Origin of the sequence: Candidatus Uabimicrobium helgolandensis (assembly GCF_041508025.1) — a bacterium.
In the GTDB taxonomy this organism is placed as follows: domain Bacteria; phylum Planctomycetota; class Uabimicrobiia; order Uabimicrobiales; family Uabimicrobiaceae; genus Uabimicrobium; species Uabimicrobium helgolandensis.
The window spans coordinates 4,338,457-4,362,376 of sequence record NZ_CP165719.1; the positions used below are offsets into that span (position 1 = coordinate 4,338,457).

Consider the following 23,920-nt stretch of genomic DNA (forward strand, 5'->3'; position numbering starts at 1 on the left):
TTTCAAGTCTTTCGATTATTTTTTCTTTTCTAACTTTAGCTTGACGTCTTCTATTCCTGAGCCTTTGATTTCATCTAGTACAGACATAATAAGTCCCCAATCAACAGATCTATCAGCAGCAAGAAGAACATCTTGTTGTACGCTTTGCGAAACTTTTTGTTGTAGGACTGTTTTTAACTCGGACAAAGAGACTTGTTGTTTGCCGACAAAGATCTGCCGCTTTCTATCAATAGAAACAGTCATCTTTTTTTCTTGGTACTTTTTGGTATTTTTTGCATCCGGAACTTTGATATTTGCGATTTCGTGGACCGCAAAGGTTGCTGTTACCATAAAAAATATAAGCAATAAAAATGTAACATCAATCATTGGTGTTAAGTCTACATGAGTGTCTTCGTCATCATCAGTGCTCCAACCAAAGCTTAAATCGCGACTGGAAATAACATCCGAACCTGTAGATGATGGCGCAAAATAAGACTCGAAAATGCTCAGAGAAGACGCCTTTACCCATTTTTTAAGTTCTGCACTGCTTACATAATCATCTGCTTCAATGCGCGCTTCTAGAATCCACGTTTTGATGGTAGCTAGAGGTAGATCTTTATATATTTTTTGTGAATCGCGCTTTTTTAAATTCCACTTTACTTCGGCCATTTACGAGGAAACCTCCTTGCGTCTACGTACTAAACGAATAAACTTTGTAAGGCAATTGTAAGTGTCGCGTTCAAAACTACGGATACGGGTTTTAAAGTAAGCGTGCACAAAAATAATAGGAATAGCAACCATCATACCTGCAGCAGTGGTGAAAAGCGCTAATCTAATTCCATTTGCCATTGCTTTAGGATTACCTAAGCCTGCGCCTGCTATGACTTCGAACATCTCAATCATTCCAAGAACAGTACCAAGAAGGCCAAGCATTGGAGTACCTTTAGCGATTGTTGAAAGAATATTTAAATTTTTGTTTAAAGTAGGAAGTGCGTTTATTTGTACTTCGTCAATTAATATCAAACGAATATCCTCAACACTTTCTTCTTTGTGTTTTATCCCTACTCCAAGAATGCGCGGAATAAGCCCCGATGTTTTTTGGCAGTGTTGTTGTGCTTCGTCCCATTTTCCAAGTTTAAGAGAATTTTCTAGGTTAGGAAGAAATGTGTTTAAGTTACACTTTGCTTGGTTAAAACTAATTAATCTTTCGATGGTAAAACCTAGTGCGACAACAGAACAAAAAATAATCACATAAAGAGTGACACCCCCTGCTGCTAATACTTCATTCATGATATTTCCTTAACGTTTGTAGTAGTTTCCATTGTTTTGTGCTGCAAGCGATTCTAAAAAATCTTCCGCTTGGTGCGACCCTAAACCTATAGTATGAATAGTTATATTTTTCTCTTGGTTCCAATGATCAACAGTTTGCAAAATTCTTTTTGGATCTACAATTTCTCCTTTAGTAGGATGACCATCAGTAATAAAAAATATGGTATCCCTATGAGCGCGAGCAATTTTAAAAGCGATGCGTAGACCATCGTACATATTTGTTGCGCCGCCGCTTTTCGCGTCGTTTAGCCATCCATCAGCTTGCTGTTTATTTTCTTCTGTAGCTGCTTGTCCACTATTTTGCCACTGATTTGCCTTATCTGAATAAAGAATAATGTTAAAACTCTCACCGGACTTTAAGCTATGGTAAGCATTTTTGAGTTGTAATCTAGCCTCTCTAATATCCATGCTACCGGAAACATCTAAAACAAAAATTATGTTTTTCGCAAAAATACGTACTCCGTAAAACATTCGTGGTGTTAGTGGACCATACTTACTACGCTTAACTAAATTATTGCCAATATTTTGCTTCTCTTTGTTTGCTTTTGTATTTTTGTCACGTATTTTATCGTACTGTTCTTTTATATATTCAGATTCATCATAGCCGTCTTCGACAATGTTATCCAAATCGTTTTCGATATCTTCAATATTTTCAGACAGATCAGGCTGGTAATTTTCAGGAGTATCTTCCGAATTTTCAGTGCTTTGGGAAGGAGCACTTTCAAAAGATACTTCGATAATATCTTCTCCCTCACTTCCACTAGCGGGCATCATTGCAATATAAATAGCGATTAGAAAAAAAATATGAGCGACTGTTGAAATCCCCATACATCTCAGCGATTTTTGATCCCAAAACTTACCTTTAGTAGGTTTATCTTTTTCACTCATTAGTGGCTCCTTAGATATATGTGGGTATAAAATTTATTCGACTTTGATTGTGCAAAAGAAATATTCTTTTTATGTGATGTTCGACTACGAAAGAGCTGCTAAGTCAATTGTACGAGGTTTTAGGAGAGCGAAGCTCTCTTACTATTAACTTAAGAAAAAAGTATTCTTTTCTGTTATTCCTGTTTTTACACATGTGCGAAAACAGAGGATTCCTTGGGTTAACAGTAGTTGAGTTTCGCTGTTCGGATCGAGATCAGGATCAACTTTACTATTTTCGTAAAATTTAAATGTCGACACGCCCACTTTACGTTAAAAAAACCTTATTAGAAGCTAAAGTGTCCGAAATTTTCATTCTTAATTAATTTTGTAACAGGCTCTAAGCTTTAACCTTCTTTGGGGTAATAAATACAAAAATCAAAATACTAAGTAACATAATATACGAAACCAGTAGCCAATCGCTTGTTTGCATTTTTTGGGAATATCCGTATTTAGGCCTTGGGTATGTAAAAACTGCTGCAGTGGTAACATATTCTTTTGCTTGAGGTTGTAAGGCTTCTACTATGCTTTTTTCTGCTACCCAAGACTTATCTTTTTTCACGAGAAGCTTTAATTGTAGCGACTTATCTTTTGCTATTTTGGCAATGGGATCACCTTTTTTAACGGCGTCTCCTAGAGCCCAATAACGTTTTTCTGCTGGATGTTTTTGTGCAGAAACATTGTAATAACCCCACGCTTGTTTACCACGCACATTTTGTACAATAATAAAACCTGGTTCATCCATGCAGCTTTGAATTGCAACAATTACACCATCCTCAATACTAACTACTGATTGTTGAGCGCTGCCTTTAATTAATAATGATTTTTCTGCGGTATTGAAAGTGATCTCTGGAATTTCACTTTGTGGAAGCAGTGGCCAGTTACCAACTCCTTGGCTCTTTTCAATTATTTTAATTGTACCTAATAAAGTTTTGCTCATTACATTACCTGCAAGGTCTTGCAAATTTTCCATGTATACAGAATAGTCACCTGCTGAAAAATCTTCGGTAATTAGTAGTTCTGCAGAACAGTTTTTATCTTTGTGTTCTATAATCTCAAAAACATGAGAAGTACTTTCGATATAGATTTTTGGTGTTACATTTTGAGAGATTCCCGAAATAGAGTCTTCATAAGTCGCAACAATACTTACAATTCCAATTTGTAATTCTTGAGGAGTGATTTGAATATTTTTAACGACAGGTGGAGTATTGTCAAAGATAAATTTACGAATGTTACTTTTGCCTTCATTTCCCAGTACATCTTTGCTTACAACATGAAGACTATGTACCCCTTCTTCGGAAATTGTTCCTTGCCACTGCCATTTATTATCTTTGTTTTGTAGATTGGCAATTTGTTTGTCTCCGTCATACAAAACAGCGCTTTCTATTGCTGAGGAGTCTTCTATTTTTGCATCGATAACTATAAGGTTTTTATTGGTAATACTTTCATTTTCTGAAATGGTTATTTGCGGAGGATTTGTGTCAATGCGTATGGCAAACTCTTCTTCTTTAGCTTGACCATTTTCTGATTCTAAGAGTAAAGTAAGAGTGTAAAGACCATCATCTTCTGGACGCCAAGAGATTTCATAGTGATCTCCTTTGTCTTCGACGTCGGCACGAACATCTGGATTGTCCGAAAGATAGCACACTATGTTTGCTGCATTTGTCTTTATTTTACAAACAACTTCATCGTTACTCGTTGGTGGAAATGATTGTAGTATTTCCAGTGTAATCTCTTCGGCTTTTGTTTCTAATGTGATTTGCTTTTGAGATACATTTTCTGCAGTATCTACCGCTTCAATATCAATAACATAAGACTCTCCGGTTTGTATGGTCCATGTGAATGGACTTCCTGAGTTATATGTTTGTACTTCATCGTTGATTTTTAAGTGAATACTATACTCAAATTGATCTTTTACACTTAGAGTGATTTGTCCTTGGTCTGTTGAAATTTGTTTTGCACTCGCGACTATTTCAGGAGCGTTATTATCTACTTTACATACCAATACTTCGCTAATGGTTTTTTGCTCTTTGTTTAAAAGAGTAGCTGTTAACTCATGTGCACCATCATCGACTAACACTGAGTCCCATTCACACTGCCATTTTTCTTCAGAAAGGATACCCTCTCCTATTTTTTGACCATCACAAAGAAATTCTACTGCTTCGGCTTTGCCTTCTACTTGTAATAGTACTTTGCTTTTTGTAAAAGCATTTGCAGGGGTCATGATTACTACTACACTTTGTTGTTTTTCTTCTACTGTTTCTTTTACTTCTTGCGCGTAAAGTGCGCTTAAAAACAGTAGTGATACCAATATGTATTTCACCTCTATCTCCTAAATTTTCAAAAGTGGGGCAGTCTTTATCTTTTGTTATTGCAATTCTGTCGTGCCCTACTCTTTTGTAAACTCACGCGCATTAATCGCTAGTTCACGTAGTTTTTGTTGTAAGCTTTGCCTAGGAATACCTAGAGTATTTGCTGTTTGAGTAATGTTTCCTTGGTGCTTTTTTAGTTTTTCAACGATAAAAACTTTTTCAAATTCTCTTACAAATGCTCTTTTGGCATTTTTAAAGGAGCATTTGTTTGTATCTATATAGTTTTGCCACAAATTAAGAATAGTATCGCTAGATGGGGAACTATAGCTTTTTTTGAAGTTTCCTTGCGTTATATTTTCTGGTAAATCCTGTTCTGTGATTTTGTTACTATCAGCCAAAACCACCATTTTTTCGATAGTATTTTTTAATTCTCTAACATTTCCTGGCCAACAATAATCTATTAAAAACTGTAAGCCTTTCGGAGATATATTTTCAATGTTCTTTTTATGCTTTTTGCAAAAAAGTCGCAAAAAATGTTCTGCTAGTAGAGGAATGTCAGTAGATCTTTCTCGAAGAGGAGGCATGACAACATCCACTACTTTTATGCGGTAGTATAGGTCTTCTCTAAAGTTTTCTTCTTCAATTTCAATATCAAGATCTTTGTTGGTTGCTGAAATAAATCGTACGTCAGCTTCGACGCTGATATTTCCGCCTAATCGTTCAAATATACGATCATTGAGAACACGCAACACTTTTGCTTGCATGTTGACTCCCATGTCGCCTATTTCATCTAGAAATAATGTTCCTTTATTGGCTTCTTCTAGTTTCCCTTTACGTTCTCGCGCATCGGTAAAAGCCCCTTTTTCAGTACCAAACAATTCACTTTCAATTAAATTTTCAGGAACAGAGGCACAGTTGACGGGCACAAATTTTCCCTTGACGCGTGAACTGCGTTTATGAATTTCGCGTGCAACAAGTTCTTTTCCCGTACCGTTTTCTCCGGTGATAAGTACTGTAACATCAGTATTTGCTACTTTTTGAATCATGTCATACACACGTTGCATCGCTTTTGACTCTCCGATGAGCTCGCCAAAAGAGTCTTGTAGATTAATTTTTTCTTTAAGTTGTATATTCTCGCGAAGTAATGATAGTTTTTCCAATGCATTACGAGTTATAATACGTAATTCTTCTACATCGTATGGTTTGGCGATGTAATCGTAAGCCCCTTTTTTCATAGAATCTACAGCTATTTTTTCTGATCCGTGAGCAGTAACAACTATTACAAGAGGTGGATTTTCTAATTCGTTTATTTTTTGTAAAGTTGTTATGCCGTTCATTTGTGGCATATTCAAGTCTAAAAAAGCGATATCGGGAGCAAAAACGGGAATTTTTTCTAAGGCAACAATGCCATTCTCTGCTTCTTCTATTTCATATTTTTCTTTACTTAGTGCTTTTTTCATTCCGAAGCGAGCGTTGTATTCATCATCTATTATAATTATCTTGGGGTTCATGAATAACTCTTTGCAAGTTTCGCCATGAGTGATTTTTCTACACGCCTATACCACTGAGCCATTCGAAAATTAGACCAAACATTGAGACGCGTGTATTTTACGATAGCAATAACTTCATTTCTCGATATTTTTACAGGATTATCTTTGTCAAATAGTTGTTCGTTTGCTGTTGCTTGCTCTAAGGTTTTGATGGCCATCATTAGTGGTAGAAAACAAAAAACGCGCGCCTTTAATGCTCGCTTTGGTAGAGCACAAGAGTAAAGCAAAGCATTATCCAGGTGCGATTTTGCACGCTCTATGATGGTATTCATTAATTTATAAGCATTTTCGCGGGATGACTTCTTGAGTAAATTTCCATCAGTTAATGATAACTCTGCTAAAAGATCTCCAGGTAAATAACACCATCCTCGTTGATAATCTACAACTGAATCTTTGATAATATTTGTCAGCTGTAATCCTAGACCAAAAGAAGTGGCTTTTTTTTCCATAAAAGCATATTTTTTCTTTGATATACACGAGTAATGATTGGCAAACAAACCATTGAGAAGATGTCCTACAGTCCCTGCGACATAGTAACAGTATGTTTCTAAATCTTCTACTGATTGCAGAAATGTGACAGAGCTTTTTTGCAATTTTCGCGCTGAGTACTCCCCCATTCCCTTAGTCATCTCATTTACCCATTTTCGAATATTACTGCGCACAGTTTCTGAGAATTCCCAAAAACACTGCAAAACATACAGTGAATAGTGCAGTAGTGTTATATCTACTTCATTTCCGAGTACCTCTTTGCGACAATCTTTCTCGAATTTAGAATAGATAGACTCTTGCCAGTTAGCTACTGTAACTAGTTTGGAGAAGTCATCTAGTAATTCTTTTTTTCGTATTGCTGGCAAGTCGGCGTTGTCTTCAATAGTGTCAGCTATACGGCACAGTAAATACGCAATGAGAACTTCAAATTGTAGAGGTTGCGGAAGACGAACAACATTTACAGCAAATGTTCGTGAAACTTGAGGGAAAATGAGCTTGCAAAAAACGTATTTATCCACTTCTTTATTTTGTTGCAAGTGTTGTTCCAGGGTGTTAAAGTCCACGAATTATAGCCTTTCTAAATATGATCCAGGAAAGTCCTCTTTTATTTTTTCGAAGAGTTGCTCCTGTTTTTGTTCATCCTCTAACATTGCATATGCACTTCTAGCAAAGAAAATTTTGTTCTGCTTTTCGGCGTTTTCTGCTAAGTTTTTCCATTCTTCTTTTGTCAAAGGAGAGAACTCATCTATTTTTTTTGCGAAAAAGAAATCTCCCATTTCAACCATTTGTGGTGTAAGTTTTTTTAATTCTTCTGTATCTTTTATCTTACGAAAACAATCAATTGCATCGTTTAAGTCGCCATTTGCCAAGAACTGTAGGCCAACAGCTTTTACCTTGTCTTCTGCTGTTTGTTTACCATAAATTATTGGTCGCTTGTCGAGAACGCTTGGTAGCTTTGCCATATTAATTTCCTTTTGAAAATTCGCGTAATGTAGGAGTTTGTAATACAATTTATGATTATAGCAGTCTGAAGGATTACGGTCAAGTTTTACACTGGTGTTTCGTGTTTTAGTGGGTTACTTATTTGCGCTTTTTTCTCCAACATACCAATCTTTCGTGGTTTGATACTTTCCGCGTTGATCGCGTCGCCATGGAATGCTTTTTGGTGGAGTTTTTTTCTTTTTGGTATTGATACCTTTGTATTTTTTACGATCCCAGTCTTCCATGTTTTGTGTGTTGTAGGTGCGTGCCATTGTTCGCCATGGAAGTCTTTCTCTTGTTGGTAATTGTGATATATCTGGAAGACCATAGTGTTGTGGGTTAGCAATCTTCCATTTGTTTTGCTCTTTCATTAACAAAAAAGCGGCTTCTAATTTTTGTAGTTTCACCGATACTTTTGCTAAATCCTGGCGTTGTGGTAAATCAGGGGTAGGTGTTTCTACTTTCTCGATCTCTACTTGTCCAACTAAACTAAAAAGGTTTCCTGCAAGTGCCCATGCAAATATAAATTGATCAAATGAAAACTGTGCTTTTATATAGTCAGCAAAACAAAAGTAAAATGCATCGGGGTCATCCGCCTTGACGGCTTTTTTTAGAAAATCGAATGTTTGTTGTGGAGTTTCTAGTTGTGAATAGTCTTCTTTGGCAATTTTTGTTGCCCCACAACCGACCATAAAAATTAAAGATAGTAAAATCAGTACTCTCATCTTTTTCTCCTACGCTTTTTTTGGCGCTTGTTCTTTGTCCCACCACTACCCTCTTTTAAAGATAATAGTTGGTCGCGTAATTTTGCTGCCAATTCGAAATTGAGTTCTTGGGCAGCGAGCATCATTTGTTGTTCTAACTCATTTATTTGTTCTTGTGTATTATAGCCACTTGTTGACTCGCGTACAAGGTTATCTAGCTCTGATTGTGTTTCTTGGATTTCTTCGATACCAGATAAAATTTCTTTGTGGATATCCCGAGGAGTAATACCATGTTTTTTGTTGTATGCTTCTTGTATTTTTCTTCTACGCCCTGTTTCTTCCATGGCATTTTTCATTGCAGAGGTAATTTTATCCCCATAAAGAATAACTTTTGCACGAGCATTGCGTGCAGCACGTCCCATTGTCTGAATAAGCGCTGTTTCTGAACGTAAGAAACCTTGGCGGTCTGCATCGAGAATCGCAACAAGAGATACTTCTGGTAAATCAAGACCTTCTCGTAATAAGTTAATTCCTATGACCACATCGTACTTTCCTTTGCGCAAATCTTGTAAAATAGTAACGCGTTCAAAAGCATCGATATCACAGTGTAAATAAGCTACCTTGATGCCTGCATCTTTCATGTAGTCTGTTAAATCTTCAGAAAGACTCTTTGTTAAAGTAGTTACTAAGACGCGTTCGTTTGATTTGGCTTTTTCTTGGATGCGGGCAATGATATCTTGAACTTGGTTTTCTGTAGGTATAACTTCTACCACTGGATCGAGAAGCCCTGTGGGTCGAATAATCAGCTCTATTGGTTGGTGTTGGCTTTTTTCTAGTTCATAGTCGTTAGGAGTAGCCGATACAAAAACCGTTTGCCCAGTTACTGCTTCCCATTCGTCTAATTTTAAAGGTCGATTATCAAGTGCAGATGGTAAGCGAAAACCGTGGTTGACAAGATTTTCTTTACGAGCGCGGTCTCCGCGATACATACCTCGTATTTGTGGAAGAGTAACGTGTGACTCGTCGATAAAAGTTAAAAATCCTTGTGGTGCATAATCAAGTAAGCACGCTGGCCTATCTCCAGCTTTACGACTAGAAAAATGTCGCGAATAATTCTCAACACCAGAACAATAACCCACCTCGCGAAGCATCTCTAGGTCATGCAAAGTTCGTGTTTCTAAACGACTAGCTTCTAAAAGTTTTTGCTGATCTTTTAAAATTTTTAGCTGATGTTTAAGTTCTGTTTGTATACGATCTATAGCTTTTTCTACTTTTTCAGCAGGGGTAACAAAGTGTTTGGCTGGAAATATGCTGACTGATGTCACTTCCTTGAGTACTTCTTTGCTAACGGGTTCTATATACACGATCTTTTCAATAGTATCGCCAAACATTTCAACGCGTATAGCTGTGTTTTCATCGCTTGGGTATATTTCAATAGTATCTCCGCGAACGCGGAAAGTCCCCCGTGAAGTTTCAATATCGTTACGCTCATACTGTATATCAACTAGTTGTCTCAATAGAAGATCGCGTTCTATATCGCTGTTTTTCTCAATACGCACAACCATACTACGATAGTCTTCAGGATCTCCTAATCCATATATACAAGAAACAGATGCCACAATAATCGTGTCAGGGCGTGATAGTAAAGAGGATGTTGAAGATAAGCGCAGTTTATCTAGTTGCTCGTTAATAGACGATTCTTTTTCGATATAGATATCGCGTTGGGCGATATATGCTTCTGGTTGATAAAAATCATAGTACGATACAAAATACTCCACAGCATTTTTTGGGAAAAAACTTTTAAATTCAGAATACAATTGAGCAGCCAGGGTTTTATTGTGCGACATGATAATCGTAGGGCGTTGTAATTTTTGAATTACATTAGCCATCACAAAGGTTTTGCCGCTCCCTGTAACTCCCAATAACGTTTGGTATTGTTTTTTTTCCTCTATACTTTTTGCCAGTTTCTCAATGGCTTTAGGTTGGTCTCCCTGAGGAAGCCAATCACAGCATAATTCAAACATATTTTTATCCTTAGTGACCACTTATCGATTATGTATCGCAAATATAATACAATATTTTAATCCAAGTTGCGACCTATAAAGTTGTTGTACTCTTGCTCTTGCAAACTCGATGCGCGCGATTCGAATCTCGTGAGACGTAGTCGTAGGAGACACAAAGTAAAAAGAAGTGCAGTGGTTTAAAACTTTAACGTGGAACACAACTACGGATTTCAAAAATCGAATTAGATACATCGATTTTTTGTATATTTTGCTGACAGAAAAAATGCAATTTTAGTTGAATAAAACAATAGTTATAACTTAAGTTGCGACCTAAAAATAACAAGAAAAAGTGAAAGCGAGAACAAAAAGGACAACTTTTAACTCAAATCCATAAGAGGTAACAGCATAAATTTTCTTTGGAAAAAAAGAAGTGATCTGACTAAAAGTAGTTTCAATCCTTTTACGGGTAACCTTTTGAATAAACTCAGTAGCCCCGGAAAAAGCCCTTTTAGAATTTTTCTTTCTCTGAGGTAAGATAGAGACATTAAGAGCTTCAGAAACAATATCTTCGAAAGAGTAATCATTGTAAGATTTATCAACAAAAACAAAAGAGTTTTCAGGGATATCTTGAGTGCTTGTGTTATCTCATCACAGATACAGAAAACAATTATAATTTCTTTTTCCATGACTTTCTCCTTCTTGTTTTTCCTACTTTAAGAGAAGAGTCGTTATAACAGTATAAAAAAACGATGTGTGCAATTCGATTTTTGAGGTTCGTGGTCGTGGATCGATATTCCATGTGCGAAAATTAGACTATTAACTTTGAAAGTATACAAATTATTCTATAGAGTAGTTTTTTGATTTTCTCTTTTTCTTTTGAGTCTATTATTTGGGCTATCTTAGCAACATCGAATACTGCACTACATTCATTTGCTGATGCTCTTGCTATAGAGAAAACCTTGCTTTCTCTTTTTTGCTAAATTTGGCATTGCCTTCTGCTATATTAAGAGGGACTCAAGGCGATGCTCTTTTTAGCTGATCCTTTAAATAGCTGTAACCTGATGGCATTTTCTCCATCACATTAAATGTTTCTTTTGTATATTCTAGTGATACTTGATATACATCTAATTTTTCATGATTAAAATTCATTGCATTACCCTTACTTCGTGCCATGTGCCACGACTGCGTCTCACGAGATTCGAACCGCGCACATCGAATTTGTAAGAGTAATTATACCAGACTGTACGATAACTTTTATAGGTCGCAACTTGGGTTAGTTATAACAATTGACTACTTGTTCTCTTATTTTATATTTGTAATTGACTACATGCTCTTGTTAAGATTTGCAAGTAAGAGACCTGAATTTAAAATTTGAGTTTTAAGTGGTCTGACAAAATTAGTTCTCCGCTTGGTGCAGGGCTTTTGTGGGGTTACTTAGTATATTGATTTCTTAATTATATGGGGTTTTGATGAAAATACTCATAACCGGAACAGCCGGCTTTATTGGTATGCATCTTGCGCGTTTTTTATTAGAACGCGGTGAACAAGTTTATGGTATAGATAACCTAAATGACTACTATGATGTTTCGTTAAAAAAAGCACGTAATAATGTTTTACAGCAATATGATAATTATCATTTTTTTGAAATATCCCTTGAGGATAAAGTAAGTGTTGATAAAGTTTTTTGCGATCAGGATATCGATTGTATCGTACATCTCGCTGCTCAAGCAGGAGTTCGCTATTCTCTAGAGAATCCGCAATCTTATATAGACACAAATATTACAGGATTTTTGAATTTATTAGAAGCTTGTCGTCATAATAACATTCCTAGAATTGTTTACGCTTCATCATCAAATGTGTATGGTAAAAATGAAACGTATCCTTTTTCCGAAAAACAACGTGTGGATGAGCCTCTTAGTTTATACGCGGTGAGTAAGCGTTGTTCTGAATTAATGGCCTATTCGTATAGTGAACTATTTGATATACAGACTATTGGTTTGCGTTTTTTTTCGGTGTACGGTCCATGGGGACGACCAGATATGGCTTTGTACATTTTTACCAAGGCAATTTTTGAAGATCGAGAAATATCTATATTTAATCATGGGAATATGGAAAGAGATTTTACATTTGTAGATGATATTGTAAAAGGTGTTTCCGCGTGTCTTTATGTTGACGATATTCAGAAATATGAAATTTTTAATCTCGGAAATCATCGCTGCGAAAAACTCATGGACATGATTTCCATGATCGAAAAATTTATTGGTAAAGAAGCACAGAAAAAGTTTTTGCCAATGCAGCCTGGTGACTCAAGGAAAAGTTATGCTGAGATTGATAAAGCTAAAGAAAAATTAGGGTTTGAGCCTTCAACAACTATTGAAGAAGGTATTCCTCAATTTATTGACTGGTATTGTAAATATCACAACATAACACGTTGATCTTTAGGTTTAATATAATATATTGCTAGTCTTACTCTTTAAAAACAGGGTTTAAAATAATAAAGAACTTAGGTCTAGCACACGTTTTCAAGGTTTCCTCGCTCTAAATATCACAATAGGATTATCGACATGTTATTTAATGATTTGCGTTTTTTTCTGTTTCTACTTGTATTTTTTTCCTTGTACTTTGTACTTCGAAGTAAGAGGGATAAGAAAATTGTGTTATTAATAGCCAGTTACACCTTTTATGGTTTGTGGGATTGGCGGTTTAATTTTCTGTTGCTGTGGTCCACTATTATTGATTTTTATTGCGGTAAGTATATGGATAGTCAGAATAAAAAGAAATTGCTATGGTTTAGCATTTGCAATAATCTTATTATCCTTGGCTTTTTCAAGTACTATAATTTTTTTCTAGATTCTTTTATTCAGCTAAGCCATCAGTTTGGTTTTGATGCTTCTCCACATACTTTAAAAATTATTTTACCTGTTGGAATTTCCTTTTATACTTTTCAAACAATGTCCTATACGATAGATATATATCGCGAAAAAATGAAGCCAACCGAGAGCTTACTAGATTTTTCATTGTTTGTTTCTTTTTTCCCCCAACTAGTTGCCGGACCTATCGAAAGAGCCTCTAAATTATTACCCCAAATTGAAAAGCTTATTTCTCCAACACGAGAGCATCTTATTGCTGGTAGTATTCTGATTTTTACTGGTTATATTCGCAAAGTTCTTATTTCTGATAATATAGCACCTATTGTTGATGATTATTTTAAAAACTACGAAACGTTGTCTTCGATTTATTTACTTGCAGGTTTAATATTGTTTTCTTTTCAAATCTACTTCGACTTTTCAGGTTATAGCAGTATTGCTAGAGGTCTTGCAAAAATATTGGGAATAGATCTGATGATTAATTTTAATCAACCTTATTTTTCGCAAAATATTTCAGAGTTTTGGAACAGATGGCATATTTCTCTCTCTAGTTGGTTACGAGACTATGTTTATATACCACTAGGCGGCAATCGCAGTGGAGAAACAAGAACATATATAAATTTGATGATCACTATGATGGTTGGTGGCTTGTGGCATGGACCAAGTTGGAATTTTGTCTATTGGGGAGCTTTGCACGGTTGCTACCTTGTTGTGTACAAAATGATGTTTCGTCCAAAAGAGAACGAACAACGCCGGTCACTATTGTTTTCAGTTCTTTGCGCGGTATTTATTTATTGTCTAGTTCTTATTACTTGGCTGCCATTTCGTGCACCAGATATAAAAACAACACACCATTTCTTATATAATATGGTAATGTGGTCAGGAGAGATAGATATAAACATTATCTGGTTATTGTCACTACTTTTTAGCGTACTCATTCTGATAGATTTACCTATATACATAACAAAAGACCATACTTGTATTCGTCGCCTTCCTATTTGGTTTTTAGGAGCGGTTCTTTTTCTTGGAAGTATTGCTGTTCTTATTACTATGGTGCTTAACGTTAATTCGGTTCGTCCTTTTATTTATTTCCAGTTCTAGGGATAAAAATGAATTCACAAAAGAAGAAAGCTATTCTTAAACATTTTATGTTATTTTGTATAACACTCTCAGTTACTTTTGTTGTTTTAGAATTTGTGTTTCGCAAGTATACACAGACAAAAATGATTCCTTACATTGAAATGCGTAAATATTCAGAAATGCTTTTACAAAAAGCGCAAAATTATTCTCACGAGCATATTCCCAATAAAAAAGCAAGTCTCATGGGGGTTGAAATTGCCACCAATAATTTAGGCTTTCGCGGAAAGAACTTTACTTTAGAAAAAGGGATTGAGAAGCGTGTTTTTCTCTTGGGTAGCTCAATTACCATGGGATGGGGAGTTAAAAATGAAAATACCTGTGCTTCGCAACTGCAGAACTTGCTAAATAAAGATAAAGAGTCTTATCTTGTCGTAAATGGTGGAGTTGCGAATTACAACACTGTAAGAGAATCTTTATTTTTGAAAGCAAAAATAAAACAAATAAAACCTGATATTGTCGTATTGCATTATTTTGTGAATGATGCTGAAAAGCTAAAAGATACCGCAAATAGCGCACTGAGTAGAAATTCGTATCTTTTTGCTTATATCGCAATGCGCATTGAGGAAGCTTTAGTTTTTAATAAGCAAAAGTTTAAAACACTAGAAGATTATTACACTAGTTTATATAGTGACGATTCTACTGGATGGAAAGCTGCACAACAGGCGATACAACAAATAAAACAAACTACTGATTTAAACAACGCAAAATTGATTGTTGCTCTGCAGCCAGATTTGAGAGATCTTTCTCTGGACAACAAAAAATATCTACAAAAAATAATTAGTTTTTTGAAAAAGGAAAATATTGCATTTGTTAATTTATTTCCGGCATATCACAAAAATTTTTCAGAAAACGCCAAAAGTATATGGATTAGTAAAGACGATGCCCATCCTAATAAAGAAGGTCATAGAGTAATTGCCGAAGAATTATTTTCGGCTATACGATAGTATTGTAAAGGAATATATATGCAATTTTTATTACGTAATATGTGGTGGATTTTACCTATAGTTATCGCTGTTGTTTTAGTTCTTCTTATTTTTACTGATGCTGGATCAATGCTACCTTTTAAATATGATTTTTTTTAAATAGGAACTGTTAATGAAAAGAAAAAAGATTTTCTTAGTGCTTTCAGTATGGTTAGGTATTTTCGCGCTCGCTGAAATAAGCGTACGTATATATTGTTACGCTAAAGGTCGCTTGATGCCTGTTGTCAATTCATTAGAAAATGAATGGGAGTGGGTTGAAAAGCATTTAGACCCAGATGCTGAGTTTTCAAGTTCACTTGTTTTCGATTCGAGTATTGGTTGGCAGAATAAACCAAAATACAAGAGTGAAGATGGCAAAATACAGTTAAACTCACGTGGAATGCGTAGTACAAAAGAATACGCGAAAAAAAAATCTACACTAAAAAGAATTTTAATTCTCGGAGATAGCTATACATTCGGAAGTCATGTTGCTAATAACGAGATATACTCTCATTACCTGGATGAAAAACTTCCTGATTATGAAGTACTAAACATGGCTATCCAAGGAAGTGGTAATGATCAACACCTTTTAGCATACCAAAAATATGGAAAAGAATACCAAGCCGATGTTGTTGTTTTTGGTTTTTTTGTGCTGTCTTATTTTCGAAATTTTCTTTCTTTTAGAGGATATGCGAAACCGCATTTTACTATTGAAAACAATAGTTTAGTATTGCAGAATTCACATATAATTCCACCTGAAGAACTCATTTCTCAATACCGGTCAGGACAGAAAACTTTTGGCAAGTGGTATGATAGTTATTTGTACAATGGGCTTTATCGTGCTATTTATAAGGCAAGTACCAGAAGATTAAATGAAAAGGCTTATGGCTGGAAAGTTCTTTCACTGATCATGGAAGCGTACTACAAAGAAGTGACTGAATCGGGAGCACGACCTTTATGGTTGATTATTCCCAATAGAGATGTATATAAAGAAAACTATCGTTATGAAGCAATACAAGATCTTTGTGAACAAAAGTGTATAAAGATGAATATGCCATATATTCGATTAGATAAGAAATTTTTAACCGTAGATAAAAAAATTGTTTTTCGTCCTAAAAATGTAGGTGGGCATTTTACTCCAGAAGGTCACGAAATGGTAGCAGATGCTATTCGCGATTGGGTAAAAAAATAGTATCCTTGTTTAGGTATGAATAAATGAAAGATCTACTTATTAACAAAATAAAGAATCGTGAAGCGTCTATTGGAGTTGTTGGTCTGGGTTATGTCGGTTTGCCTTTGGTTCTTAGGTATTTAGATGCTGATTTTTCTGTCGTTGGCTTTGATATTGATGAAGAAAAAAATAAAGCACTGCAAAGTGGAAAAAGCTACATCAATCATATTGATGCTGAAGGAATATTAGAAAAATACAAACAAAAAAAATTCTACGCTACTAGCGATTTTTCTTGCATCAAAGATGTTGATGCTATTGTGATTTGTTTACCAACACCTTTGTCTAAACACCGCGAACCAGATTTGTCGTACATTGTGAATTCTGCTGATGTGATTATTTCTCATATGAGACCAGGACAAGTTTTATCACTAGAAAGTACCACTTATCCAGGAACAACAGACGAAGTACTTGTGCCCAAGTTACAATCAGCAGGCTACACAATAGGTGAAGATACATTTCTAGTGTATTCTCCCGAACGTGAAGACCCAGGAAATCCGAAATATAATACACGCACAATACCTAAAATTTGTGGTGGAACAACTTCAAGTTGCTTGGAAGTGGGGGTCACTCTTTACAATGTTGTTATCGATCAAGTTGTTCCTGTGTCGTCGACACAAGTTGCAGAGTTTGTCAAAATTTTAGAAAACACTTATCGCGCTGTGAATATTGCTTTAGTCAATGAATTAAAAGTATTAACAGATCGTATGGGCCTTGATATCTTTGAAATTATCAAAGCGGCCTCTACTAAACCCTTTGGTTTTAGCCCTTTTTATCCTGGACCAGGATTAGGAGGACATTGTTTACCGATTGATCCTTTTTATTTGACGTGGAAAGCAAAAGAGTTTGAATTTAATACGCGTTTTATCGAGTTGGCAGGAGAAGTAAATTCATCAATGCCTGATTATGTTGTTCAAAAAGTAGGGCTCGCACTTAATAGCCATGAAAAATCTATCAAAAGTTCTCACATTTTAATTTTAGGAATTGCTTACAAAAAGAATGTCGACGACACACGCGAATCTCCTGCAGTGGTATTGATTGATAAATTAAGTGAACTAGGAGCGAATGTACAGTACTCTGATCCATATGTTCCCGATTTTCCGAAGTTACGTAAATATCACTTTGATATGAAAAGTGTTGCGCTTACACATGAGAATGTTCAAAAATTTGATTGTGTGCTTATTGTGACCGATCACGATAAATTTGATTGGCAACTTATCGAAAAGTCCGCAAAACTCATTGTCGATACGCGCGGAGTTTTAAAATATAACAATAAAAATATATTTTTAGCGTAAAAACAACAAATACTTTTAAGTGGCCTGACAAATTTGAGTGAGTAATCCTCCAGCAGGTCACTTAGTCCAAACAATTCATTTTTCAATCCAAGAGGTTTTCCATGGAACATTCGTTTGCACAAAATCTAAAAAGATTTTTTACTAATTCAGGTTTTATCGCATTTTTTATAGCAGTGCTTTTATCTCTTTATGTTGGTCAAACTATATCTCCAACATGGACAACAACGAAGGTCGAGATTGATGCCAAAGAAGACGGAGATGGTAATTTTTATTACATTTACCGTGAAAAGAAACAGCTTTTGTTGCCCCCGAGTGATGAACCTATTTTAAGCAAAGAGAATCTTGCACGATTGAATGCAGAAGGTAAAGAGCCTTCAAAGAAAGAAGAAGTTGTGACTGAAAAAGATGCTTCTGGTAAACTCTTATATTATAAAGTTACAGCTAAACGTCATTGGCAAATATGGTCGCTTCTTCCGGCTTTTATTGCCATTATTTTGTGTTGGTGGACAAGAGAACCAATAACAGCTCTTGGTAGTGGTATTATTTGCGGAGTGCTACTTGTAGGTGATATCAATATTTTTACCAGCGCCTTGCTTCCCAATATAGGGAGTAAAGATGCGGCCGCTATTTTGATTCTTTACCTATGGTTTTTGGGAGGGCTTCTTGGTATATGGGCGAAAACTGGAGCATCGCTTGCTTTTGCGGAATATGTCACTCATAAATTTGTGCGTGGTCCAAAATCTGCAAAGCTCGTGGCATGGTTTTTAGGTGTTATTTTTTTTCAAGGAGGCACTATTAGTGCTGTTCTAGTAGGAACCACTGTTAAACCAATCGCTGATAAAGAAAGAGTTAGCCATGAAGAACTTTCACTTATTGTCGACTCGACCTCGTCGCCCATAGCAGCGCTCCTCGCTTTTAATGCTTGGCCTGGTTACGTGCAGGCATTTATATATGTATCGGGTGTGTCATGGTTGGCAACAGAACAAGACCGCATTGCCTTTTTTTTCCGTAGTATTCCTTACAGCTTTTATGCCATTTTCGCGGTAATTTCGACTTTTCTCATCAGTATAGATAAGTTTCCAAGTAAAAAGTTGCGTTTAGCAAGAGAGCGTGCTAAAGAGACAGGAGAACTTGATGCTCCGGGAGCAGAGCCACTTAGCTCTAAAGAGCTAGAACTAACAGAAGTGCCTGAAAATTATACTCCACATCTCGTCGATTTTATGCTACCTCTATTTACAATACTTGGTATTGCAGTTGGTTCTTACATATACACAGGGACACCAGAAATCTTATCGGCATTTGGTATTTCGCTAGTTTTAGCAATGTTTTTGGCATGCTTTCGCGGTATGAAACTTCGCGATGTAGTTGAAGGCATGGCTAGCGGTTGGAAAGGTGTCGTTCTTGGAAGCATTATTTTATTACTCGCCATTTGTATTGGTAATGTAAGCAAAAACGCTGGTGGAGGCGCATATCTTGTAGATCTACTTGGCTCTGGCGTTCCTTATTACTTACTTCCTGGAATATTACTTGTGATTTGTATTGTCATTTCTTTTTCAACAGGAACAAGTTGGGGGACAATGGCGGTAACTTTTCCACTCGGAATGCCATTATCTTATGCGGTTGCACTTAGTAATGGTTTAGCGAATCCTGAATTTTACATGATGATTTGTTTCGCCACCGTATTAAACGGCTCTATATTTGGTGACCAATGTTCACCGATTTCTGATACTACGATTCTGAGCTCAATGTGTACAGGATGCGATCTTATGGATCATGTAAAGTCTCAAATCCCTGTAGCAGTGACTTCTGTACTTTTGGCTTTGATTTGTTGGACAGTTTGCGTCGTACTATACGCTTAGTACAGAGCTTTATAAAAAAAATCTATATTATACATCAGAAAGGACATCATTGATGGAACAGGCACTAGCACAACTTTTAGATGAAATTTGGGAATGGGAAATAAAGAATGATCCTCTAAGCGCTACTTTTTATGGAGATCATCGCTATAATAATGTGCTTCCGTCTTTTAAACTAGAGGCTATTGAAAAACAAGCAAATGAAAACAAAGATTTTTTGGATAGGCTACAACAAATTGACGCAGAAAATTTAAGTCATTCAGACGAAGTGAACCGCAAAATTATGGAGCAACTTCTCGACGAAAAGTTACAAAGTTTTTCTTTTCAGATGCATTTGATGCCAATAAGCCAGATTCATGGTTTCCATGTTTATCTACCAGAACTTCCCAATTATACACCATTTGAAACAGAGCAAGATTACGATATATATATCGAACGTCTTCGGAATATTCCGCAGTTTATAAATGAGCATATAGAGCTTATGCGTATAGGTTTAGAAAAAGGTTATAGCATACCTAAAGTTGCATTGTCTTCTTGTTTGAAAAGTGTCACCACTCAAATGAATCAGGATGTTGCTGAAAGCCCTTTATTTCGTCCTTTTTTGCAAATGCCTGAGACTGTAAAACAATCCCAAAATATGACGTCTAATGCAGAGAAAGCGATAAGCGATATTCAAAGTAGTTATGAGGGTTTTGTACAGTTCTTGACAAATGAATATATGACAAATACGCGAGAGACAATTGGAATTTCAGACATTCCGGATGGAAAAGCTTGTTATGAATTTTTGGTGAAATCGCAAACGACCTTGGATGTGACACCGCAAGAAGTGCATGATATTGGTTTACAGGAAGTTGCGCGAATCCAAAGCGAAATGCTTGGGATTGTTGAAAAAGTTAATTTCGATGGTAACTTAGAGCAGTTTTCGAAGTACTTGCACAACGAAGAACGTTTTTATGCTAAAACGGAAAAAGAATTATTAGCAGAAGTGAGTCTTATCCTAAAAACAATGGATGGAAAACTGCCGCAATTATTTCATCATTTGCCTCGGACGCCTTACGGAATTAAGAAAGTTCCAGAGCAAATTGCACAAAGAATGCCAACAGCGTACTATATGCCAGCACCAGGAGATGGAAATGGAGCGGGTTTTTATTTTGTCAATACTTACAATTTAAAATCGAGACCTCTTTACGAATTAGAAGCGCTATCTTTACATGAAGCGGTTCCTGGGCATCATTTGCAGATTGCTATCCAGCAAGAGTTAACTAATTTACCAAAGTTTCGCCGCTTTGCAAGATTTTTGGGATTTTTAGAGGGTTGGGCGCTGTATAGTGAAAAACTCGGAAAAGAAGTAGGCTTTTATGAAGATCCTTATAGTGATTTTGGGCGATTGTCTTTTGAAATGTGGCGCGCATGCCGTTTAGTTGTCGACACTGGTTTGCACTATTTGGGATGGAGTAGACAACAAGCTATTGATTATTTGTCCGGTTATTCTTCTTTAACAAAACACAATATTGAAGTAGAAGTTGATAGATATATTTCACTTCCTGGACAGGCTGTTTCATATAAAATGGGGGAGCTCAAGGTAAGTGCTTTACGCAAGTTAGCAGAAAACGAATTGCAAGAAAATTTTTGTGTACGAGAATTTCATCATATTTTCTTAAAGGAAGGTGCTATTCCGCTCAATATTTTAGAAGATAATGTGAAACAATATATTGCAGATAATAAGTAACTCTAGTTGGTAAAACATTTGTTTTACCAACTAGGGCTATTTTTATAAGAATAGGTGTAGTGCGTACGAACTACTGGTAATTCACGATCATAGATAGTTTTTATTGCTTTGCTTTGTTGCTCGTGCGGGTGAACCTGTATGAAATAACAATCTTTGTTACTATGGTTTCGTACTTTAATATCTGTGTATTCTTGCGCTTGCAAATCAAGATTTGTAAATATAGTAAATATAAGACTTGTTAAAGAAAAGATTGCCAATGCTCGTAACATCTGGAGCCTCCTATTTTTTATGGGTTAATTTTAGCAGTCTAGTGGTGACAAGATTAAGTTTCAATTTGTAAGTTCTTGTCGCCTCACTTAGATACTTCGACATGTTTTAATAAATGTCAAATTTTTTATTGGAAAACATATGTTCACTCTTTTTATTCGTAACTTGTTAATGGTTTTTGCGTCTGTATTTGGAAGTGTTTGCGCAATATTTGTTGCCATGGCTTTTTCTGAAGCAACAAATATTTTTCCGCAACAAAATTTATATGTATCCCTTTCTGTTTGTATTTTCTTAACATTGATATCTCTTATTGCGCTTTACGTAATGGCAAAAAGAAGTAGCTCCCCCAATGATATGGAACTTTTAAAATGGTTGCTCAGTGGTCTTGCTACCACTTTTTTTCTTGTGGCAATGCTAACATATATGCTTATTACTACTTTCAAGGAGGAGCTTCTGTGAAATATCCCAAATTATTATTATTGTATTTACTTCCTAAAAACCTACTGAGCTACATAGTTGGTGTTTTCATGAGTTTAAAGTTGCCACAATTTATTCTAAAACCGATTATTAAAACTTTTTGCCGTGCATATCGAGTGAACATAGAAGAGGCTCAGCCAGCAAAATATCGTTCTTTTAACGAATTCTTTACACGTGCACTCCGTGCTGAATGTCGACCGATAGACCAGCATGTTGAGAATATTGTTTCCCCTGTTGATGGTATTATTGGTTGTGGTGGAGAAATTACTGATGAAACTTTAATCCAAGCAAAAGGTAGAAATTACTCTTTAGGTGCGTTTGTTGCCAATGAAGAGTATCGCAATTTGTTTCTCGGAGGTACTTATTTGACTATATACCTCAGTCCTAGTCACTATCATCGTATTCATACACCTATTGCAGGGACAGTGGAGTCTTTAAACTATATACCTGGAAAATTGTATCCTGTAAATCCTTTTGCTATTAATAATATTGACCATATTTTCTCTAAAAATGAGCGCCTTATCTCATTAATGGATTCTCCTACAAGTGGCAAAGTAGCTGTAGTAAAAGTAGGTGCAACAAATGTGGGAAAAATAAAAGTGGTTTATGATACTATTACTTCCAATAACTTTTGGCGTAAAGGTGTATACAAAACATATGAAAATGTCCATTTAGAAAAATGCGAAGAACTAGGACGATTTGAACTAGGATCTACAGTTGTTTTACTTTTTCAAAAAGGAAAAGTAAAATTAACATGCACAGAACCAGATAGTAGCGTGCGTCTAGGGGAAAAAATAGCAGAAATTTGTAAGTAAAAAATGATTTCAATTATTTTACCAGTGTACAACGCGGCAGAATTCATTTGCGATGCCGTTGGTAGTATACAAGACCAAACGTATCGTGATTATGAGCTTATTATAATAGATGATGGCTCTACTGATACCACAGCGAATCTTTTGCAACAATTGCAAAAACGAGATACACGTATTCGTATAATCACATCTAAAAAAAATAAAGGTATTGTTGATGCCCTAAACACTGGAATAAGAAATGCTTGTTATCCTTATATAGCGCGTATGGATGCTGATGATTTTTGTTACCCTCAGCGTTTAGAACTTCAATATCAATTTTTGCAAGATAATCCTCAAGTTGGGGCGGTCTCGTGTTTGGTTAAATGTGAAATGTTATCTGAAAATAAGGGAATGCAGAACTTTGTTGCGTGGACAAATACTTTGCTGAGCGACAATGATATATACCGCTATCGTTTTGTAGAAACACCGGTTATTCACCCAAGTGTAATGTTTCGCAAACAATTGATAGACAAATACGGTTACTATAATGATAACTCTTTTCCTGAAGATTATGAACTATGGCTGCGATGGTTACATCATGGTGTGCGAATTCAAAAAATAGCGCAATGTCTTTTTGTATGGAATGATCCACCAACAAGACTTACGCGAACCGACGCGCGTTACAAAGAGCAGGCATTTTACGCATGTAAAACTCATTACCTTGCGAAGTGGTTATCTAGAAAAAATATCAACAATATTGTGATTTGGGGAGCAGGTAAAAAAGCGCGACAGTATATAAAACTGCTTAATAACTACGCGGTCACTATTGAAGCCTATATCGATGTCGATGCTAAAAAAATAGGCAAATTGATACAAGGAAAACCAGTTTATCACTACAAAGAAAATTTTTGCGAATATAAAAACCACTTTATACTTTCTTATGTAGGGAATAGAGGCATTCGCAACAAAATTACTGATTATTTGGAGCAGCATGAACTGGTAAATGGTAAAAATTTCTTACTTATGGCATAGGAAAA

21 protein-coding genes and 1 pseudogene are annotated in these 23,920 nt (G+C 35.8%); 10 read left to right on the top strand and 12 right to left on the bottom strand.

The window, feature by feature from the left end:
* Positions 1-15: 15 nt before the first annotated feature.
* The 11 genes and pseudogenes from UABHE_RS15875 to UABHE_RS15925 all read right to left on the bottom strand — a co-directional run bounded on the left by UABHE_RS15875 (position 16) and on the right by UABHE_RS15925 (position 11,420).
* Positions 16-648 carry an ExbD/TolR family protein gene (locus UABHE_RS15875; protein WP_372371316.1) on the bottom strand — a complete coding sequence of 211 codons (633 nt, stop codon included), beginning with the start codon at positions 646-648 and terminating at the stop codon, positions 16-18.
* The gene (locus UABHE_RS15880; protein WP_372371317.1) at positions 649-1,269 is read right to left on the bottom strand and encodes a MotA/TolQ/ExbB proton channel family protein; all 621 of its coding nucleotides are present in this window, start codon (positions 1,267-1,269) and stop codon (positions 649-651) included.
* 9 nt (positions 1,270-1,278) lie between these two features.
* Positions 1,279-2,196 carry a VWA domain-containing protein gene (locus tag UABHE_RS15885; RefSeq protein ID WP_372371318.1) on the bottom strand — a complete coding sequence of 306 codons (918 nt, stop codon included), beginning with the start codon at positions 2,194-2,196 and terminating at the stop codon, positions 1,279-1,281.
* Positions 2,197-2,572: 376 nt separating this feature from the next.
* Entirely contained in the window at positions 2,573-4,555 is a 1,983-nt protein-coding gene (locus tag UABHE_RS15890; RefSeq protein WP_372371319.1) for a hypothetical protein, read from the bottom strand.
* A 66-nt stretch (positions 4,556-4,621) separates the two neighbouring features.
* Positions 4,622-6,055, bottom strand: coding sequence for a sigma-54-dependent transcriptional regulator (locus tag UABHE_RS15895; protein ID WP_372371320.1), 1,434 nt, complete (start codon positions 6,053-6,055; stop codon positions 4,622-4,624).
* The gene (locus UABHE_RS15900; RefSeq protein WP_372371321.1) at positions 6,052-7,146 is read right to left on the bottom strand and encodes a phytoene/squalene synthase family protein; all 1,095 of its coding nucleotides are present in this window, start codon (positions 7,144-7,146) and stop codon (positions 6,052-6,054) included. Before UABHE_RS15900 ends, UABHE_RS15895 begins: the two co-directional genes overlap by 4 nt.
* A 3-nt stretch (positions 7,147-7,149) precedes the next feature.
* Positions 7,150-7,545, bottom strand: coding sequence for a hypothetical protein (locus UABHE_RS15905; RefSeq protein ID WP_372371322.1), 396 nt, complete (start codon positions 7,543-7,545; stop codon positions 7,150-7,152).
* A 114-nt stretch (positions 7,546-7,659) separates the two neighbouring features.
* Positions 7,660-8,289: a hypothetical protein gene (locus UABHE_RS15910; RefSeq protein ID WP_372371323.1), complete on the bottom strand. Its 630-nt coding sequence runs from the start codon at positions 8,287-8,289 to the stop codon at positions 7,660-7,662.
* Entirely contained in the window at positions 8,286-10,292 is a 2,007-nt protein-coding gene (gene uvrB / locus UABHE_RS15915) for an excinuclease ABC subunit UvrB (RefSeq protein ID WP_372371324.1), read from the bottom strand. The genes UABHE_RS15910 and uvrB overlap by 4 nt, the downstream gene beginning before the upstream one ends.
* A 787-nt stretch (positions 10,293-11,079) precedes the next feature.
* Positions 11,080-11,226, bottom strand: a pseudogene (locus UABHE_RS15920) (hypothetical protein); the annotation flags it as partial.
* 59 nt (positions 11,227-11,285) lie between these two features.
* On the bottom strand, positions 11,286-11,420 hold the full coding sequence (locus UABHE_RS15925; RefSeq protein ID WP_372364459.1) for a hypothetical protein: 135 nt from the start codon (positions 11,418-11,420) through the stop codon (positions 11,286-11,288).
* 320 nt (positions 11,421-11,740) lie between these two features.
* Between UABHE_RS15925 and UABHE_RS15930 the strand changes: the two genes are divergently transcribed.
* The 7 genes from UABHE_RS15930 (at position 11,741) to UABHE_RS15960 (ending at position 21,348) form a co-directional block, all read left to right on the top strand.
* Positions 11,741-12,706 carry a GDP-mannose 4,6-dehydratase gene (locus UABHE_RS15930; protein WP_372371325.1) on the top strand — a complete coding sequence of 322 codons (966 nt, stop codon included), beginning with the start codon at positions 11,741-11,743 and terminating at the stop codon, positions 12,704-12,706.
* 321 nt (positions 12,707-13,027) lie between these two features.
* Complete coding sequence (locus UABHE_RS15935; RefSeq protein WP_372371326.1) at positions 13,028-14,239, top strand: MBOAT family protein; 1,212 nt, start codon at positions 13,028-13,030, stop codon at positions 14,237-14,239.
* A gap of 8 nt (positions 14,240-14,247) precedes the next feature.
* Positions 14,248-15,222, top strand: a complete 975-nt coding sequence (locus tag UABHE_RS15940; protein ID WP_372371327.1) for an SGNH/GDSL hydrolase family protein — start codon at positions 14,248-14,250, stop codon at positions 15,220-15,222.
* A 151-nt stretch (positions 15,223-15,373) separates the two neighbouring features.
* Positions 15,374-16,432, top strand: coding sequence for a hypothetical protein (locus UABHE_RS15945; protein ID WP_372371328.1), 1,059 nt, complete (start codon positions 15,374-15,376; stop codon positions 16,430-16,432).
* A gap of 23 nt (positions 16,433-16,455) precedes the next feature.
* Positions 16,456-17,763, top strand: coding sequence for a nucleotide sugar dehydrogenase (locus UABHE_RS15950; RefSeq protein ID WP_372371329.1), 1,308 nt, complete (start codon positions 16,456-16,458; stop codon positions 17,761-17,763).
* Positions 17,764-17,864: 101 nt separating this feature from the next.
* A complete protein-coding gene (locus UABHE_RS15955; protein WP_372371330.1) occupies positions 17,865-19,622 on the top strand; it encodes a Na+/H+ antiporter NhaC family protein in 1,758 nt (585 codons plus the stop codon).
* A 52-nt stretch (positions 19,623-19,674) separates the two neighbouring features.
* Positions 19,675-21,348: a DUF885 family protein gene (locus tag UABHE_RS15960; protein ID WP_372371331.1), complete on the top strand. Its 1,674-nt coding sequence runs from the start codon at positions 19,675-19,677 to the stop codon at positions 21,346-21,348.
* Between the two features lie 23 nt (positions 21,349-21,371).
* Here UABHE_RS15960 and UABHE_RS15965 read toward each other — a convergent pair whose 3' ends face one another.
* On the bottom strand, positions 21,372-21,617 hold the full coding sequence (locus tag UABHE_RS15965) for a hypothetical protein (RefSeq protein WP_372371332.1): 246 nt from the start codon (positions 21,615-21,617) through the stop codon (positions 21,372-21,374).
* A 139-nt stretch (positions 21,618-21,756) separates the two neighbouring features.
* Between UABHE_RS15965 and UABHE_RS15970 the strand changes: the two genes are divergently transcribed.
* From UABHE_RS15970 to UABHE_RS15980, 3 genes are read left to right on the top strand one after another with little or no spacing between them, the layout of a single operon-like run.
* Entirely contained in the window at positions 21,757-22,074 is a 318-nt protein-coding gene (locus UABHE_RS15970; RefSeq protein WP_372371333.1) for a hypothetical protein, read from the top strand.
* Positions 22,071-22,907: an archaetidylserine decarboxylase gene (gene asd / locus UABHE_RS15975; protein WP_372371334.1), complete on the top strand. Its 837-nt coding sequence runs from the start codon at positions 22,071-22,073 to the stop codon at positions 22,905-22,907. Before UABHE_RS15970 ends, asd begins: the two co-directional genes overlap by 4 nt.
* A gap of 3 nt (positions 22,908-22,910) precedes the next feature.
* Positions 22,911-23,915, top strand: coding sequence for a glycosyltransferase (locus tag UABHE_RS15980; RefSeq protein ID WP_372371335.1), 1,005 nt, complete (start codon positions 22,911-22,913; stop codon positions 23,913-23,915).
* Positions 23,916-23,920 lie beyond the last annotated feature (5 nt).

Excerpts from the sequence above, each read along its gene's own strand:
- UABHE_RS15965 (WP_372371332.1), bottom strand. The coding sequence starts at position 21,617 with ATGTTACGAGCATTGGCAATCTTTTCTTTAACAAGTCTTATATTTACT.
- UABHE_RS15980 (WP_372371335.1), top strand. The coding sequence starts at position 22,911 with ATGATTTCAATTATTTTACCAGTGTACAACGCGGCAGAATTCATTTGC.
- uvrB (WP_372371324.1), bottom strand. The coding sequence starts at position 10,292 with ATGTTTGAATTATGCTGTGATTGGCTTCCTCAGGGAGACCAACCTAAA.
- UABHE_RS15955 (WP_372371330.1), top strand. The coding sequence starts at position 17,865 with ATGGAACATTCGTTTGCACAAAATCTAAAAAGATTTTTTACTAATTCA.
- UABHE_RS15895 (WP_372371320.1), bottom strand. The coding sequence starts at position 6,055 with ATGAACCCCAAGATAATTATAATAGATGATGAATACAACGCTCGCTTC.
- UABHE_RS15925 (WP_372364459.1), bottom strand. The coding sequence starts at position 11,420 with ATGAATTTTAATCATGAAAAATTAGATGTATATCAAGTATCACTAGAA.
- UABHE_RS15970 (WP_372371333.1), top strand. The coding sequence starts at position 21,757 with ATGTTCACTCTTTTTATTCGTAACTTGTTAATGGTTTTTGCGTCTGTA.
- UABHE_RS15950 (WP_372371329.1), top strand. The coding sequence starts at position 16,456 with ATGAAAGATCTACTTATTAACAAAATAAAGAATCGTGAAGCGTCTATT.
- UABHE_RS15960 (WP_372371331.1), top strand. The coding sequence starts at position 19,675 with ATGGAACAGGCACTAGCACAACTTTTAGATGAAATTTGGGAATGGGAA.
- UABHE_RS15910 (WP_372371323.1), bottom strand. The coding sequence starts at position 8,289 with ATGAGAGTACTGATTTTACTATCTTTAATTTTTATGGTCGGTTGTGGG.
- UABHE_RS15905 (WP_372371322.1), bottom strand. The coding sequence starts at position 7,545 with ATGGCAAAGCTACCAAGCGTTCTCGACAAGCGACCAATAATTTATGGT.
- UABHE_RS15930 (WP_372371325.1), top strand. The coding sequence starts at position 11,741 with ATGAAAATACTCATAACCGGAACAGCCGGCTTTATTGGTATGCATCTT.
- UABHE_RS15935 (WP_372371326.1), top strand. The coding sequence starts at position 13,028 with ATGGATAGTCAGAATAAAAAGAAATTGCTATGGTTTAGCATTTGCAAT.
- UABHE_RS15940 (WP_372371327.1), top strand. The coding sequence starts at position 14,248 with ATGAATTCACAAAAGAAGAAAGCTATTCTTAAACATTTTATGTTATTT.
- UABHE_RS15875 (WP_372371316.1), bottom strand. The coding sequence starts at position 648 with ATGGCCGAAGTAAAGTGGAATTTAAAAAAGCGCGATTCACAAAAAATA.
- UABHE_RS15945 (WP_372371328.1), top strand. The coding sequence starts at position 15,374 with ATGAAAAGAAAAAAGATTTTCTTAGTGCTTTCAGTATGGTTAGGTATT.
- UABHE_RS15880 (WP_372371317.1), bottom strand. The coding sequence starts at position 1,269 with ATGAATGAAGTATTAGCAGCAGGGGGTGTCACTCTTTATGTGATTATT.
- UABHE_RS15885 (WP_372371318.1), bottom strand. The coding sequence starts at position 2,196 with ATGAGTGAAAAAGATAAACCTACTAAAGGTAAGTTTTGGGATCAAAAA.